Origin of the sequence: Xanthomonas sp. Leaf148 (genome assembly GCF_001423585.1) — a bacterium.
Lineage (GTDB): Bacteria > Pseudomonadota > Gammaproteobacteria > Xanthomonadales > Xanthomonadaceae > Xanthomonas.
On sequence record NZ_LMOP01000013.1, the window covers coordinates 128,042 to 144,112 of the forward strand.

Genomic DNA, 16,071 nt, shown 5'->3' on the forward strand with positions numbered 1-16,071 from the left:
CCTGCAGAAAACAATTGAAAAGCGCTGCTTTTGATCGATGCGGGAATGCGGCAATGCACGCCACCGACGTGATCTGCAGTCGATCCCCGCCCATGCTTATCGACCGCTCCACACATGGTTGTCGACGCGCTTGCACTGGTCGAGACAGAATGCAAGCCACGAGCAAACCGGTACCGATCGGTTACTTCATCGACGACGACGCGTCGATACGCACCCGGTCAAGCGGATCGGCACGCAAAAAAAGCCCCGGCATGCCGGGGCTTTGTCGTTCACTGCGTTGAGCCGATCAGAAACTCCAACCCCAGGTCACCTGCCCGCCATACGCGGTCTGTCCATCGCCATTGAGTCCTTGCAACGACAGCGACAGGCGGCTGTTGGGCGAGGTGATCAGGCTGACCCCCAACTCACCGATGGCGGCATTCTTGGCCAGCGTGACGCTTTGCACTGCGAACTCCGAGCCAGTCCCGATGAAGCCCGCCGAACGCCGCACGGCGCGATCGCCGAACGCATGCCGCCAACCCACCGAGGCATACAGCGCGGCCTGCCGACCAAGCTCCCAACGCCCGCGCACACCCAGGGTGCTGGTGGTGAACGTGTCCGTGGCACTGTCGACCGTCAACCCGGCGATCCCGCCGCGCTCGTCAAATCCATCGGTCTTCAGATGGGTGTAGTCGGCGGCAATGAACGGGCTGTACACCGCATTGCCGGTGCGCAGATTCCACGACGCTTCCACCGACACCGTTACCGCAGTGGCGTCGTATTCGCTGGTGAGCCGTTCTTCGAGCACGCCGGGCAGCATCACCCGACGCGATCCATCCACGCTGTAGTCCGCATAATCCACGGCGCCCTGCAGCGAAAACGCGGACCAGTCGGCCTGCCCATACACACCGACGTGCGTGCCATCGATGTCGGCGCGGTCGCCCCACTCGCGCGACCAGCTTTCGATGTCCTGGCTGCCGACCGCCACACCGAGCACGCTGCGCTCGCCGATGCGACGTTCTGCACCGGCCATGATGCCGTTGTCTTCGCGGCGCACCGAAATCGCATTGGCATCGCCATCGACGCGGTTGGGCAGGCTACGCCCTGTAATCCACACCGTGGTGTCGCCGATGCGGGTGTCCTGGCTATCGCCGCGCAGATGGCCGCCGATGCCGCTGGTGAGAAAGCGGCTGTCCAGCATGGCGGTCGCGGTGCTGGCATGGCTTTCGCCCGACAGCGACGCGAAGGCGGTGGCGATTGCCTCCGGGTCGTCCGGCAGACGTATCACCGCCTGATACACCGGGCTGGTCACCGGCAGGCCATCGACTGCGCCAGCAGTCGACTGCTGGTTGGGCGTGGTCACCGCATCCACCATGCCAACGGTATTGCGGCCCATCGATACCGACAGTGCCGTTGCAGTGGTGCTGACGTTGGGATCCATAAACGCGTAGTCGGACACGACGTTGGTGAATTGCCCGGTGAGCCCGCCGGCCGCGTTGATCACCGGAATCTCGGTGAACAATGGCAGGTCGACTGCACGCACCAATATCAACGTGCTGCCCGGTGCTAGCGTGGCCGCGCCGCCTACCGTCAAAGGCGTCACCGCACCGTCCGTACCGGGCGTGACCTGCACCGTGGAGCCAGGGCCCATGGTGGCGTTGCCAACCACACTGATCGTGCCGGTGGTGCCGCCCATGGCCAGGGTGCCGCCGGTCGTGGTCAGACTGCCGATGCTGCCGCTGCCGGTCAGCGTACCGCCCGGCCCCACCGTCACCGGACCGCCGATGGCGGCACCCGGGTTGGCCGGGTTGCCCACGCTCAAGGTGCCTGCGGTGATGGTGGTCGGGCCGGTAAAGCCGCTGCTGTCTGCAGTAACCAACAAGGTGCCGACGCCGTCCTTGAGCAGGCTGCCGGTGCCCGACAGCGTGCCTGCATAGGTGCCGTTGGCGTTCTGCAGGAACACCAACGCACTGTTGTTTGCGATGTTGCCCTGCAGGCTGTCGGTGTCGCCGATCAAGCTGCCCGCATTGATCGTGGTGCCGCCGAGATACGCGTTGACGCCATCCAGCGTGACCGCACCGCTGCCGTCCTTGATCAGCGCACCGCTACCGGTAATGTTGCCGGCAAACGTGCCGTCGCCGGCCTGATCGAACACCAGCACTGCGTCGTTGAGGATGTTGCCTTGCAGGCTGGTGGTAGTGCCTTGCAGTGTGCCGCCGGTAATGGCGGTGCCGCCGCTGTAGGTGTTGGCACGAGCAAGCCTGAGCACGCCGGCACCCCGCTTCACCAAACTACCGGTGCCGCTGACAAGACCGGTAAATGTGCCATCGGTGGCTTGTTCGAAGACCAGCGTGGCGTTGTTCAACACGTCGCCCTGCAGGCTGGTCGTGGTGCCGATCAAGCTGCCGGCACTCACCAACGTGCCGCCGGTGTAGCTATTGGCACCGGTCAGTTGCAGTGCGCCGGTGCCGGCCTTTTCCAGCGAGCCGCTCCCACTGACCACGCCGGCATACACACCGCCGATGGCCTGGTTGAACACCAGTGCCGCGTTGTTGACGACATCGCCCTGCACGCTGGTGCTGTCGCCGATCAAGCTGCCGGCGGCAATGGTGGTGCCGCCGCTGTAGCCATTTGCGCCATTGAGCAACAGTGCCCCGGCGCCGTCCTTGACCACGTTGCCGGTACCGGTGATCGAACCGCTAAACACTCCGTTGGCTGCTTGGTTGAAGACGACGGTGGCGTTATCGACGATCGCGCCCTGCAAGCTCGCGCTATCGCCTGCCAGCGTGCCGGCACCGACCGTGGTACCGCCGGTGTAACTGTTGCTGCCGTCCAGCGTCAGCGTGCCGGTGTTGGTCTTGATCAGTGCGCCGCTGCCGCCGATGGCGCCGGCCAGGGTCAGATCGGCCGGGTTGTCGACGGTGAGCACGGCACCCAGATTGACCGCATTGCCCAACGCGGCAGCAATCGCATTGCTGAGCACCGAATCGCCGGTCACCGACAGCGTGCCGACACCCAGGGCGGTGTTGCTGCCTACCGCCAACGTGCCCGCGTTCAACACCGTGCCGCCCGCGTAGCTGTTGTTGCCGTCAAGCGTGAGCGTGGTGGTGCCGTTCTTGATCAAGCCACCCGCACCGCTGACCGGCCCGGACAAGCTCAGATCGTTGCTGCCGATGAGATTCAACGCACCATCCAGGATCACTGCATTGCCTACCGCCACTGCCTGGTTGCTATCGAGGCTGGTGCCCGCTGCTGCGGTCAACGCGCCGGTGCCAAGCGCTTGTGCATCGCCCAGCACCAGCGTGCCGCCACCGAGCGAGGTGCCGCCGGTGTAGCTGTTGGCTGCGTCGAGCACCAGCGTGCCGGTGTCGAGTTTCTGCAGTGCGCCTGCGCCGCCGATGGCAACATCGATCGTGCCGGTCACGCCGGGGTCGACGCGGATTATGGTGTTGGCGGCGTTGGCGCTCAACGCACCGGCACCGCCATCGCTCAGCACATAGCCATCGGTGACGAACTGCATGCCGGTGATGCCCTGGGTGCCCTGCACGGCGACAGTCCCGGCAGTGCCGGCAAACACCGCGAAACTGTTCTGCCAGGTGTCGTTGGCCAGGCCGTCGATCGATGTCCAGTTGGTGTCGGCGGCCGTCCATGCAGCGGTGCCGCCATCGATGCTGCCGTTGGCGACGGTTTGCGCACCATCCCAGAACTGCACGTTGCTGCCTGGCGCCAACACCACCACGTTGACCTGCTGGGCCAGTGCGGTCTGCAGCGTCAGCTGGGTCGGGTCCACGGTGCCGGGCAGCGTACCGATGCCCAGGCCGTTGTCGGTCAGCGCACCGCTGTAGTCGATCAGGCGATACACACCGGTGCCGAAGCCGCCGATGTCGGTGATGTTGAGCGTGCCATCCAGCGTGAGGTCGCCGTTGACCTGCAGCACCCCCGTCAGACTCGGGATGCCCAGGAATGCATCGAGCGTGGCGTTGGGCGCCATGCTCAAACTGCCGGTGGTCAGCAATGCACCACTGCTCACCACCAGACGGCCACCATTGTTGACGGTGACCGCCGCATCGACCAGGCCACTGCCGCTCAAGCTGCCGCCCGCGCCAACGCTCAGGCCACCAGCGCTGGCCAGCGTGCCATCCACATCCAGCGTGCCGCCGAGGACCTGCGTGGTGCCGCCCAGCGCGCTGGTGCCAGTGAGCTGCAATGTGCCGGTTCCCACCTTGTCCAGGTTGCCGGCGCCACTCAGGCTGCCGGCAAACGTACTGCCAACGTTGTTGACGCCCAGCTGCAGCGTGTTGCCGCCGAGGATGTCGACCGCACCCAGCCCAGTCACCGCGCCCAGCGCTGCATTGCTGCCCAACGACAGCCCGGCACCCGCGGCGATATCCACCGCGCTGGTGGTGCCCAGGTTGCCGGTAGCAGCGGTGGCCAGCACACCGGCCTGCACCGCCACCGGACCGCTGAAGCTGTTGGCGCCGGACAAGGTCAAGGTGCCCAGCCCGGTCTTGGTGAGCGCCCCCGCACCACTGAGCGTGCCGGTCAGTGCCAGATCCGCGGCATTGGCGATGGTCAGATCCGCACCCAGGTTGACGCTGTTGCCCAGCGCCAGTGCGATCGCATTGCTCAAGGTGGAATTACCCAACACCGACAAGCTGCCGACACCCAGGGCGCTGTTGCTACCCACCGCCAGCGTGCCGGCATTCAATACCGTGCCGCCCGCGTAGCTGTTGTTGCCGTCGAGCGTAAGCGTGGTGGTGCCGTTCTTGATCAAACTGCCCGCACCGCTGACCGGCCCGGACAAACTCAGGTCGTTGCTGCCGATGAGATTCAGCGCGCCATCCAGGACGACCGCATTGCCCACGGCCACTGCCTGGTTGCTATCGAGGCTGGTGCCTGCTGCTGCGGTCAACGCGCCGGTGCCGAGCGCTTGTGCATCACCCAACACCAGCGTGCCGCCACTGAGCGAGGTGCCGCCGGTGTAGCTGTTGGCCGCGTCGAGCACCAGGGTGCCGGTGTCGAGTTTCTGCACGCCACCGATGCCGGAGATGTCTACATCGATTGTGGCTGTGGCGCCGGGGTCGACGCGGATTGCGGTGAGGGGGCTGGTCACCGCCAGCGTGCTCGCACCGGCATCGTTCAGCACGTAGCCATCGCTCGCAAACTGCAGGCCGCCGATGGTTTGCGTGCCCTGCACGACAACCGTGCCGGCAGTGCCGGAGAACACTGCAAAATCGCCCTGCCAGGTGCTGTTGGCGGAGCCGTCCTGGCCAGTCCAGTTGGTGGCAGTGCCCCATACCCCCGAGCCGCCATCGACCGTGCCATTGGCGGTGGTCTGCACGCCGTCCCAAAACTGCACGATGCTGCCCGGTGCCGCGACCACCAGATTGATCTGCTGGCCGATCGCGGTCTGCAATGCCAATTGGCTGATATCGACGCTACCGGGAATGCTGCCGAACAGCACGCCGTTGTTGGTCAGCACACCGGTGTAATCGATCAACCGATACACACCAGAACCGAAGCCGCCAATGTCGATGACATTGAGTGTGCCGTCCAGGGTGAGATTACCGTTGACCGCAAGCAGGCGCGTAGTGCTCGGCGCCGCAAGCGACACGTCCATCACCGCGCCCGGTGCCAACGTCAGCCCGCCCATGCTGAGCGACGAACCGCTGCTCAATGCCAGCCGGCCGCCATTGCCGATGGTCACATCGCTGCCAATGCTGCCACTGGGGCCGGTACCGGTGAGCGTGCCGCCAGTTGCCACGTTCAACGCGCTCGTACCCAGGCTGCCCACCACGTCCAGGATGCCGCCGCTCACCTGCGTAGCGCCGCCGATCAGGCTGGTGCCGAGCAGGTTCACGGTGCCCGGGCCGACCTTGTCCAGATTGCCGCCACCGCCCAGGCTGCCGGCGAAGTTACCGCTGCCCAGTTGCAAGGTTGCCCCGGCATCGGTATCGACGTTCCCCGCACCGGTGAGTGCATTGATCAGGCCACCGTTGGTCAGGTTCAATACCGCACCGGCGGCCACATCCACGTTACTGGCATTGCCAAGCGATGCGGCCGTGCTGGCCACCACGGTGCCGGCCTGGATCGCCAGCGGGCCGGTATAGGTATTGCTGCCGCTCAGCGTCAAGGTGCCGAGGCCGGTTTTGGTCAGCGCGCCCGCGCCACTGATGGTGCCGCTGGCCAACATGTCCGCCGTGTTGTCGACGGTGAGCGCTGCAGCCAGATCGATGCCATTGCTCAAGGCCACCGCGATGGCGTTGCTCAGCACCGAATCGCCAGTGACCGACAAGCTGCCGGTGCCGAGTGCGTTATCGGCCCCCACCGCAATCGTGCCGGCGTCAAGCGTGGTGCCCCCGCTGTAGGTGTTGCTGCCATTGAGCGACACGGTGGTGGTGCCGTTCTTGACCAGACTCCCGGTGCCGCTGATGGTGCCGTTCAAGCCCAGGTCGTTGCTGCCGATCAGCGAAAGCTGGCTGTTCAATTGCACGCTATTGCCGACAGCCAGCGCAGTGTTTGCATCCAGTTCGGTGGCGCCACTGACCACCAGGCCGCCCACGCCCAAGGCTGCAGCGTTGCCAAGCACCAGGCGGCCGGCATCCAGCGTGACGCCGCCACTGAAGGTGTTGGCGTTGCCCAAGGTCAATGTTGTCGTGCCTTGTTTAGCGAGACTACCGGCGCCGCTGATCACGCCGTCCAGCGTGATGTCCTGCGTGCCGGGCAGCGTCAATGCGCCGTTCAAGGCAAGCGCATTGGCCAGCGTCACCGCCGTGTTGGCATCGAGCGTTGTGCCGCCCGCGGCGGTGAGCGTGCCGCTACCCAAGGCGGTGTTGCTGCCAACCACCAACCCGCCGGATTGCAGCTGCAACCCGCCGCTCCAGGTGTTATTGCCGGTGAGCGTGAGCGTCTGCGTGCCGCTCTTGATCAGGCTCCCCGCACCATCGATCACACCAGTGAGCGTGAGCGCCTGGCCGTCGATGCCGAGCGCGCCATTCACCGTGACGGCATTCTGCAAGGTCGCGGCGATGGCGGCGCTGAGCAGCGTGCCATCGGCCGCGATGAGCGCGCCGCTCCCGAGCGCCGTGTCACTGCCGACGATCAACGAACCGGCATTCAACAGCGTGCCGCCGGCATAACCATTGTTGCCGGTCAGCGTCAACGCGCCAGTGCCCTGTTTGATCAGGCTGCCCGCACCGCTCACCGCGCCGGTCAAGTCGAGCGCGTTGTTGCCGGTCAGCGACAGCGCACCGTTCAAAACGACGTCATTGCCCACTGTCGCTGCAGTAGTCGCCTGCAACTGCGTGCCGTTGGCAGCGGTCAACACGCCGCTTCCCAATGCCGCGCCGCTGTCAATCAACAAGGCGCCTGCATTGAGATCCACGCCGCCGGCAAAGGTGTTGGCGCCGGTCAGCGTCAGCGACGCACCGCCGTTCTTCACCAGGCCGCCGACACCGCTGACGCCGCCATTGAGCGCCAGGTCCTGGCTGCCGCCAAGCTGCAGGTCGGCATTCAGCACGACGTTGTTGGCGAGCACGCGTGCAGCGGTGCTATCGAGCAGGCCGCCGGCAACGGTGAGGCTGCCTGTGCCCAGTGCGGCATCGCTGCCCAGCACCAGGCTGCCCGCAGTCAGCAGCGTGCCGCCGGTGTAGGTGTTGTTTCCCGCGAGGGTCAGGCTGGCGGGGCCGAGTTTGTCCAGGCTTCCGACACCGCTGATGCCGCCATTGAGCGTCAGCGCGTTGCTGCCGCCGATGCTGACCAAACCGGTCAGCGCGATGGCGTTGGCAAGCGTGCTTACCGCGACGTTATCCAGCGTGGTGCCGGCTGCTGCGGTCAATGCGCCCACACCCAACGCTGTGTCGCTGCCGACGACAAGCCTGCCCGCGCTTAGCGATGTGCCACCGGTATAGAGGTTGTTGCCAGTGAGGGTGAGATCGCCGCTCCCGGATTTGACCAGGCTACCGGCACCGCTGATGCCGCCACCCAGCGTCAGCGCCTGCGTGCCATTGAGCGTCAATGCATTGGTGTTCAATGCGATTGCATTGGTCAACGTGGTGGGCGTGGTGCCCTGCAGATTGGCGTTGCCGGTCAAGCTCAGCGCACCGGTGCCGAGCGCACCGTTATTGGTCACCTGCAAGGTGCCGCCGGCAAGCGTGGTGCCACCGCTGTAGGTGTTCAAACCGCCCAAGGTGAGCGTGCCGGTGCCCAGCTTGCTCAACGCACCGGTGCCACTGATCGCACCACTCAAATTCAGCGCGGTGCCATTGCTGGCCACGCCCAGCGTGCCGGTGAGCGCAAGCGCATTGCCCAGCGTTGCCGCAGTGCTTGCATCAAGCACACCGCCGCTGGCGGTCAAGGTCCCCGTGCCCAGCGCAGCATTGGAGCCGACCACCAGGCGCCCGGTGCTCAGCGTGGTGCCACCGGTATAGCCATTGATATTGGTCAGCGTGAGATCGCCGGCACCGCTCTTGATCAGGCTGCCGCTGCCATTGATGGCGCCGCCAAGGGTGAGCGCCTGCGCGCCGGTCCAGCTCAATGGCCCGGAAAGATTGACCGCATTGGTTACCGCCAACGGTGCGCTGGTGCTGAGGCTGGAGGCGCCGGAGACATTCAACGCGCCGGTGCCCAGTGCGGACGCAGTCCCCAACTGCAGGGTGCCCGCTGCCAGCGTTGTGCCGCCGCTATAGGTGTTGACGCCATTGAGCGCCAGCGTGCCGGTGCCGGTCTTGTTGAGACCGCCGGTGCCGGCAAGCGCACCGGTCAAGGTGAGTGCATTGCCGCTGGCACCCAGGCCCAGCGTGGTGTTGAGCGCAAACGCATTGCTCAAGGTCAACGGTGCAGTGGTGTCCAGCAGCCCGCCTGCTGCAGTGACGGTGCCGGTGCCGAGCGCGCCGGAGGTTTCCAGCACCGTGCTGCCCGCGCTCAGCGTGGTACCGCCGGAATAGGTATTGGCGCCGCCAAGTGTGAGCGTGCCGGTGCCGGTCTTGTTGAGTGCACCGACGCCGCTGACCACACCGCCGAGCCGCACGGCATTGGTCCCGCCAATGCCCAAGTTACTGTTCAATACAAAGGCGTTGGCCAAGTTGAGTGCGGCACCGGCCAGCAGGCTGCCGCCGGACGCTGTGACGGTGCCTGTTCCCAAGGCGGCGCTATTGCCCGCGGTCAGCGCGCCGCCGCTCAGGTTGACGCCACCACTGAAGGTATTGGCGCCGGTCAGATTCAATCCGCCGGTACCAGCCTTGGTCAGCGCCCCCGTGCCTGTCAGCGTGCTGCCGATGGTCAACGCATTGGTGCCCTGCACCGTCAAACCGCCCGCCGCGATCGCAATACCGCCGGCCGGTGCCAGCGTCAAGCCGGCAGCGGTGGCTTCGAGCGTGCCGCCGTTGGCGGTGATCGCCGTGCCCAACTGCGCGGGTATCGCAAATTGCAGGACACCGCCATTGAGTGCGCTGCTGCCAAAGTTGCTTGCGCCGCCCAGCGTCCAGGTCCCGCTGTTGACGCGCAGACTGCCGAAATTGATGTACTGATCGGTGCTTGCCGCGCCGACACCGGTAATGCCGCTACCGGTTCCTGTCGCGGAATTCTGCAGGATCAGCGTATTGGTTCCGCCCGCGCCGCCATCCACCACACCGGTGCGTGCAAAGCTCAGCAAACCGCCTGGACCAAGCAATTCCAGTCCGAGTCCGCCAGCGCTGTTGATGCTTCCGCCCGTCACTGCGGTGAAGGTATTGGTGCTGTTGGCACCCATCGACACGCTGCCGTTGATGGTGCCGGAATTGACGAAGCTGTTGCCGGTAGCCGAGCTCTGAAAGCCGACGCGTCCATCGATGATGCCGGTATTGACCGCATTGACGGTTCCGCCGCCACTGACGGCAATCACCGGCGTGTCGGCACCCAGCACCGAGAGATTGAGCAACGTCCGGCTGCTGATCAAGCCGGCATTGTTGATCTGCACGACGCCATTGCTGGCGGAGGTCAGACCCAACGCCATTCCATCGAGATTGAGCAGATTGGCGCCCAGCAACCCGCCGGTCCCGTAGATGGTGCCGCCGGACAGATTGTTGGCAATCACCGATGTCGAACCTGCGTTGCCCATGGTGACGCCGGTACTCAACACCGACAGCAGACCCAGCACGGACGGGTCGATGGTGCCGCTGTTGTTGAGCGTTGCATTGGTGCCACCGAGCGCGATGGCGGTACCGCCCAGCAAGCCAGCCGTCATCTGCGTGCCCGCCGCAACGTTGACGGTCAGATTATTCGCGTTACTCGAAAAAGCATTGCTGAGGATCGGCAGACCGGTGCAGGTGACGGTTGCGCCGGCAGTCGGCAATGCGGGTGTGCACGCACCCCAGGCCAATGCGGGAGCGGCGGCCCCCACCGCCAGGACCACCAGGCTGGGCAATGCACGGCGCGTCGTTCCGGGCTTACGTCGACGCCGCACCAGTTCATGCGTCACGACCCAATTGCCAATGGCTGCGTTCCAGACCAGCGCAAATGCACGATTCATTTTGATTCCCCTGATTTGCCGCGCGATAGATCAGCGCGCACACATGCGCGCCTTCAAAAGACGGAAGTGGATTAAAGATTCGGTGGATTTAAAGCGTGACTCGCTTCAACCCGCTCGCTCAAGAATGAGAGTGGTTAATACCAATCCCTGGTAAACACGTTGCCAAATTAATAGGCGAATCGCCTCAATTGAACTGTGCGGAGTATCACTAACCACGCACTCGCGCGTTACACGGGCATAAACTGTCGACGTGTTTACTTGCGCCCGCTTCAAACGCTTGAACGGCCGCCTTTAAAGCAGCCACAGCCCTGCCAGACGGGCGAAACAGCTAAAATAAAGACGCATTTCACGGTGATCCATGCCAATGCATTGGTTGAGTCCGAATCACCAAACCAGCCAGTACGCATTACACCGCGTGATAGCGGTCCGAACCTTATGAATAGAAGAGGCCGCGAATATGTCGTGTTGCGAAAGAACGGAATCACTGCCAAATGGTCTACCTGAGTCCGGTTGGATCGATATAACCAATCCACTCTCGACGCCGGTCGGTGGAATGCGGTATTTGTAGAAGCCAGTCCAAAGTGAAACGAGCAGCCGTTATCGATTATTTGTTATGTCCGCTTACGGGAGTACACGCTATTGCGCGGAGGATTCGAGCGTGATGACAGCATCACGCTCCCGGCTCATCACCCATTGGTGACCTCGAATTGTTTCTAGTGGCCCTGCAGTGTGTGATCTTCAACACGGAACCTGACGACATGACGCTTGCTTCGGCAGACAAAACACAGGAACGCCACTTCGATTGGTCCGGGGTGCCAATCGATCTCGGCGGGATGGAGCCGCTCGAACAGATCGCTCGCCTGCTATGCCATGCGCTGGTCGCCCCAGCGGCGGCGTTGACCATTACCGAAGCCGGCCGCATGCGGGTGCTGGCGGCGCGCGGGATCAGCACCACCCAGGTCGAACAAGCCATCGCGCTGTGTCAACGCGCACCGGCCGCTGCCAATGGTGTGACGGAGTTGATCGAAGGCGACGCACTCGCGCCGATTCAATTGGGCGATGCGGCGTTTCCCGGGCTGCCGGCACGCTTTATTGCCTGCGTGCCGGTCGGTGCGCCGCAGGCCGGCATCACCGGCACGTTATGCGTGATCGACACGCGCGAGCGCCGCCTCGCCAGCCAGGAACATCAGCAGCTACTGATGTTTGCCAATGTGACGGCAGCGCAGCTGGAGCTGCAATTCGGCGCGGGCCGGCGTGAGCCGCACAGCGGCCTGCTCAATACGCGTCAGCTGCAATCGGATCTGGATGCCCTCGCCTTCGGCAGCCACAGCGTGCCAACCATTGCAGCCTTTATCGAGGTCTACGACACGCAGGCGGCCAACGAGGCGCGCCAGGCTCTGGGCATGCAGCCGCTGGAAGAGCTGATCCGTCACGCCAGCTATGTGCTGACCCGCGCCCTGCGCGGCAAGGCCACTGTCTATCACGTTGCGTCGATGCGTTTTGCGTTTTTTCTGCTCAACTCGGCGCCCGACGAGATGGAAGACCTGCTGCTGGATTTGCGCGACATGCTGCAAAAGCCGTTCGATGCCGCCGGGGTGCCGATGTCGCTGACCTTCCATGCCGGCGTGGTGCGCTTTGCACCGCAACAACCAGATACCAACGATGTGATGCGCAAGGGGCTGGTGTCGCTGGGCGATGCCATCGGCAACAATGCCGTGGTGTGCTGGTATAGCGCTTCGCAGGACGATGCCATCCAGCGCTCGTATCGGTTGGCGCTGGATGCGGAAAAGGCGCTGCAAGCCGGCGATTTCCGGTTGGTGTTCCAGCCGCGTATCGATCTGGAAGATCTGTCGGTCGTCGGGTTCGAGGCACTGCTGCGCTGGCAGCATGCCAGCCTGGGGCCGATCGGTCCGGACGAGTTCATTCCGTTGTTCGAAAAGACCGCACTGATGTGCACGGTCACCAACTGGGTAATCGAAAGCGCATTGCTGCAGTTGGCGCAATGGCGAGCGCAAGGCCTGGATTTTTCCATCTCGATCAATCTGTCGTCGCGCGATTTCGGAAACATCAATCTGGCCGCCGACGTGATCAATCGCTGCAAGGACCTGGCCATTCCGACCACGCGGATCGAGCTGGAAATCACCGAAGGCCGCTGGTTGCGCAGCAACGTGGAAGCCGTCCCGCGCCTGCGCGCCCTGCGCGATGCCGGCGTCAGCGTGGCCATCGATGACTTCGGCACCGGCTACAGCAATTTCGGGTATCTCACCGAGTTGCCGGTCAACGTGCTCAAGCTGGACCGCTCGCTGGTCACCGGCATTGCCAACAAGGCTGGCATGCAGATGCGCGCAGAAGCAGTGGTGCGACTGGCCAGCGCGCTGGGCTATCGCACCGTTGCCGAAGGCATCGAACACGCCGACGAGATTGCGTTGCTGCGCAGCTGGGGCTGCGATGAGGCGCAGGGATATCTACTGTCCAGGCCGATGGAGGCGCAACTGGTGGCGGCCTATGTGCAGGACGCCAGGGTGCAGCGACGCCTGCCTTGAGCAAAAGCCGCATGGTTGCGCTGGATCACATGCCGGTCGACACCGCCTGCTCGCCTGCAGCACGCAGGCAGCTAAAGCGCGTCGCAAGCCCGCACTCACGCTGCTGCCTAGGTGTTTTCACCCTTACGAGAGTGCGTAATCCAGTGCCGCACAAATCGCCGCGACCTGTGCAGCATTGCACTGCTGCGGCGTGGCGCGCGGGCTGTCCGGGTACACCTCGGTGGTGGTGCGATAGCGCGCAGCGGTGACGCCAGCACATAGGCCCAGGCGTCGCACCGGGTAGTTGATCACCCCATGACCCGTAACCGGCGCACCGATGATCTGACCCTGCGCATCGGCTGGCGCGATATGCGTGACCTGTTCCACTGCCGCGATCACCGCCTGCTGAAATGCGGGCTGCGGGTCTTCGCTATCGCCCACCAGGTAGAACCCGTCCGGAATGCTGCCAGGCACGAACGGTACGCCATCGCGTGCCGCCAGCGCAGGACGGAACTCGCTCTCATCGCTGTCGGTGGTTTCGTGCAGGTCGATATGCACCAGCATCGTGCCAGCGGTTGCGGCGACTAGTTGCATCAAGGCCGCCGACTCTGCAGCCTGGCTGTTGTCGCGGAATGAGCGATTCGGGTCGACCGCGTCGGCGTTCCAGCGCTGGATGCGCTCATAGCCCCAGGGATTGACGCATGGTGCCACCAGCAGATTGATCCTGCCCACATACTCTGCAGCGCGTTGCTGCAAAAATAGCAGCGCGCCTTGCACGCCACTGATCTCGTAGCCGTGCACGCCACCGGTGACAAGTGCGCACGGCAGCGTGTTGTCCCACGCGGCACTGCGCAATGCCAGCAGCGGGTACTGCATGGAATCCGCCACGATGCTGCCGTAGTGCACGCGTTGGTAGCGCTCATCCAGTGCATCGATGACCTGCACAACCTCAGCGGCGTAACTGCGTTGCACCACTTGTTGCGCGCGCCATGCGCTGCGTTCGCCATCGCCCCACGCCTGGCCAGGAGTACCGATCGGATAATCGAGATGCGTTGTCATGATCGAGCCGGGTTGCCAAAGAGCGTCCAAGGGTAAGCGCTCGCCGCACAGAAAGAAAAAGCCCGCATTCTTAAGATGTCTAGAGCATCAGCGCTGGCGGCCACGGCGTGGCAGTCACGTGTGAGATGGCATCGCGAACCGAGAACTCTTCGATCAGCGCGGGCAGAAGTGCAAGCAGCCAGTCGGCAATAGCCCGCTCCTGGTCCTGGTCCTGCGGCAGAGTCTGCCAGCAGACACTTGGTGCCTGGACATCGCGCATGGTCTTGGCTGCACTGGGTAACGCGGTGGACGCGGCGATCTCCAGGTTCTTGAGCAGCTAGCTGGCCAGTGCGTCCTCGACGACCTCATCGAAGGTCGTCACACCCCATGGCCGGTCTAACGCAGCCCTGTTGCCCATGGAGTTCTTGACCGCCGATGGCGATCCGTCAAGCGTTCGATGCACGATCCCACTAGGTATTGCTGGCCGCGAGGTTGCTCAAGATGCTGCTCGACGCGCGCCTTGAGCTGCCGCTCTTGCTCGCTGCGCCTGGCCTGGGCCTTGCGCAGCGGTCCGGCCTGCCGCTCCATTGCTCGCGCGTTGCGCAACCCGTGCATAGCGCTATCGCATCTGCGCTCTGGAGCAGGCATCACACGCATGCGGGCGCGTTGTCGGTCTTGTGATTCGCTGCCAAGACCGTTCTGCACACCCGCCTCATCACGTTGCAGATTCTGCAAGGTCTGCAAATTCTGCCGACGCGAAACTGTTTGAGCACCAGAGGCGGAAAATTTGCACTGCAATCGATGGTGGGCACATGCAGGTCTGCAAAAATTTCCTGGGCGCTTGTAATGCGTTTTGCATCAACCAGTTATGGACTTGGCAGCGTGAACAGTGCAGCGATCGCGTGTACCGATGTCATTTGCGTGCAATCGATTGCTTGTCGGCGCGTGCGCTTCGTGGGCTTGCGCCTTAAAAAAGCAGGCCCTGCGCCGTGACGGCGCAGGGCCTGCATCCCCTGAATCAATGACGGCATGCTATTGCATGCCCAACCGTTGACTACGCGGATTCTTCCTGCGGCTTGGCCTGCTTGGATCGCCCGCCCTTGCTGCCGATACGCGACATATGATCGCGATCGCGGCTCACGGCCTGGCCACCCTTACGACCGGCTTCGCGTGCCTCGTCGCTGGTGAATTCGTGCGCATTACCGCTGGCGTGTGCAGCCTTGCCACCGCTGCTGGCCAGCACGCGACGCTTCTCCGGGTCCAATGCGGCAAAGCCACGCCGGCTACGAGTACTGTTCTGTCCGTCTTCCACTGTGCCTCCTCTCGATGCATCGGGTACGTCATTCGGTGAGGGGCTTGACGCAACATTCGTGCCAACCCGAAACACAGGCCAAATGGGGGCAGACGAGCACATGCAGGAAAAAACGGCTGCGCTCGCTGCGCAAATCTTGCACACCTCACGCGCCTGGAGCCGCCGCATCACGCTGCAGGATGGGTAGCGCTACCAAAAATGACGAAACAGATGTCGCCAACGACAGGTCATGGCGACAGCGCGCACCCGCGTACCGACGGACGAGCGTCCGCGACGGGAGCCACGACTCGGATCAGCGTGGTCTGCGCTGCATCCTGGAGTGTCGGATGGTCGGTTCACATCGCACTGCGGGGGCTGACAGAACGAGCCATCGTCAGTTGCGCGCAGCCGGCACGCAGGATCGGCTTGAGTGCGTAGTGCCGGCTCTAAACGCCACTGACAAAACGATTGTGCAGCCGCCAGGCGGGCGCGGTGCGAGGAATCGGCATGTACCACGCGCAGCTTCGGTTTTGAGCGCGCCGTCCACACCTACCTGACGATTGCTCGCTGAGGTTTTCAGCCGCTCCAAACCGCCTCAGCGCGTCCGGTGGCCGCTGATCGTTGTGTCTTCAAGCTGGCTGACCGATCAGCGATGAGCGCTCAAAACCACACACACCCAGCATCGGCGGATCAGGCTGCTCCAGCAAAATCGCTCGCATGGTCCTGCGATTCGA

General features: G+C 63.9%; 4 protein-coding genes, 1 other RNA gene and 1 pseudogene. 2 read left to right on the forward strand and 4 right to left on the reverse strand.

Annotated features, from left to right (window positions below):
* Positions 1 to 286: 286 nt before the first annotated feature.
* Positions 287 to 10,486, reverse strand: coding sequence for an autotransporter-associated beta strand repeat-containing protein (locus tag ASF90_RS19965; RefSeq protein ID WP_055854316.1), 10,200 nt, complete (start codon positions 10,484 to 10,486; stop codon positions 287 to 289).
* 731 nt (positions 10,487 to 11,217) lie between these two features.
* On the opposite strand from ASF90_RS19965, the gene ASF90_RS19970 reads away from it, so the two are divergent.
* The gene (locus tag ASF90_RS19970) at positions 11,218 to 13,029 is read left to right on the forward strand and encodes an EAL domain-containing protein (RefSeq protein WP_055854578.1); all 1,812 of its coding nucleotides are present in this window, start codon (positions 11,218 to 11,220) and stop codon (positions 13,027 to 13,029) included.
* A gap of 123 nt (positions 13,030 to 13,152) precedes the next feature.
* On the opposite strand, the gene ASF90_RS19975 is transcribed toward ASF90_RS19970, so the two are convergent.
* The 3 genes and pseudogenes from ASF90_RS19975 to ASF90_RS19985 form a co-directional block, all read right to left on the reverse strand.
* On the reverse strand, positions 13,153 to 14,067 hold the full coding sequence (locus tag ASF90_RS19975; RefSeq protein WP_055854319.1) for a M14 family metallocarboxypeptidase: 915 nt from the start codon (positions 14,065 to 14,067) through the stop codon (positions 13,153 to 13,155).
* A 79-nt stretch (positions 14,068 to 14,146) separates the two neighbouring features.
* Positions 14,147 to 14,694: pseudogene (locus ASF90_RS19980) on the reverse strand (DUF892 family protein).
* Between the two features lie 406 nt (positions 14,695 to 15,100).
* Positions 15,101 to 15,358 (reverse strand): KGG domain-containing protein, encoded by a 258-nt coding sequence (locus ASF90_RS19985; RefSeq protein WP_005990975.1) that lies wholly within the window; start codon positions 15,356 to 15,358, stop codon positions 15,101 to 15,103.
* A gap of 486 nt (positions 15,359 to 15,844) precedes the next feature.
* Between ASF90_RS19985 and ASF90_RS23040 the strand changes: the two genes are divergently transcribed.
* A non-coding RNA gene (locus ASF90_RS23040) (sX9 sRNA) lies at positions 15,845 to 15,919 on the forward strand.
* Positions 15,920 to 16,071 lie beyond the last annotated feature (152 nt).

Bases quoted from the DNA above. Each gene is read 5' to 3' on its own strand.
- ASF90_RS19965 (WP_055854316.1), bottom strand. From the start codon at position 10,486: ATGAATCGTGCATTTGCGCTGGTCTGGAACGCAGCCATTGGCAATTGG.
- ASF90_RS19975 (WP_055854319.1), bottom strand. From the start codon at position 14,067: ATGACAACGCATCTCGATTATCCGATCGGTACTCCTGGCCAGGCGTGG.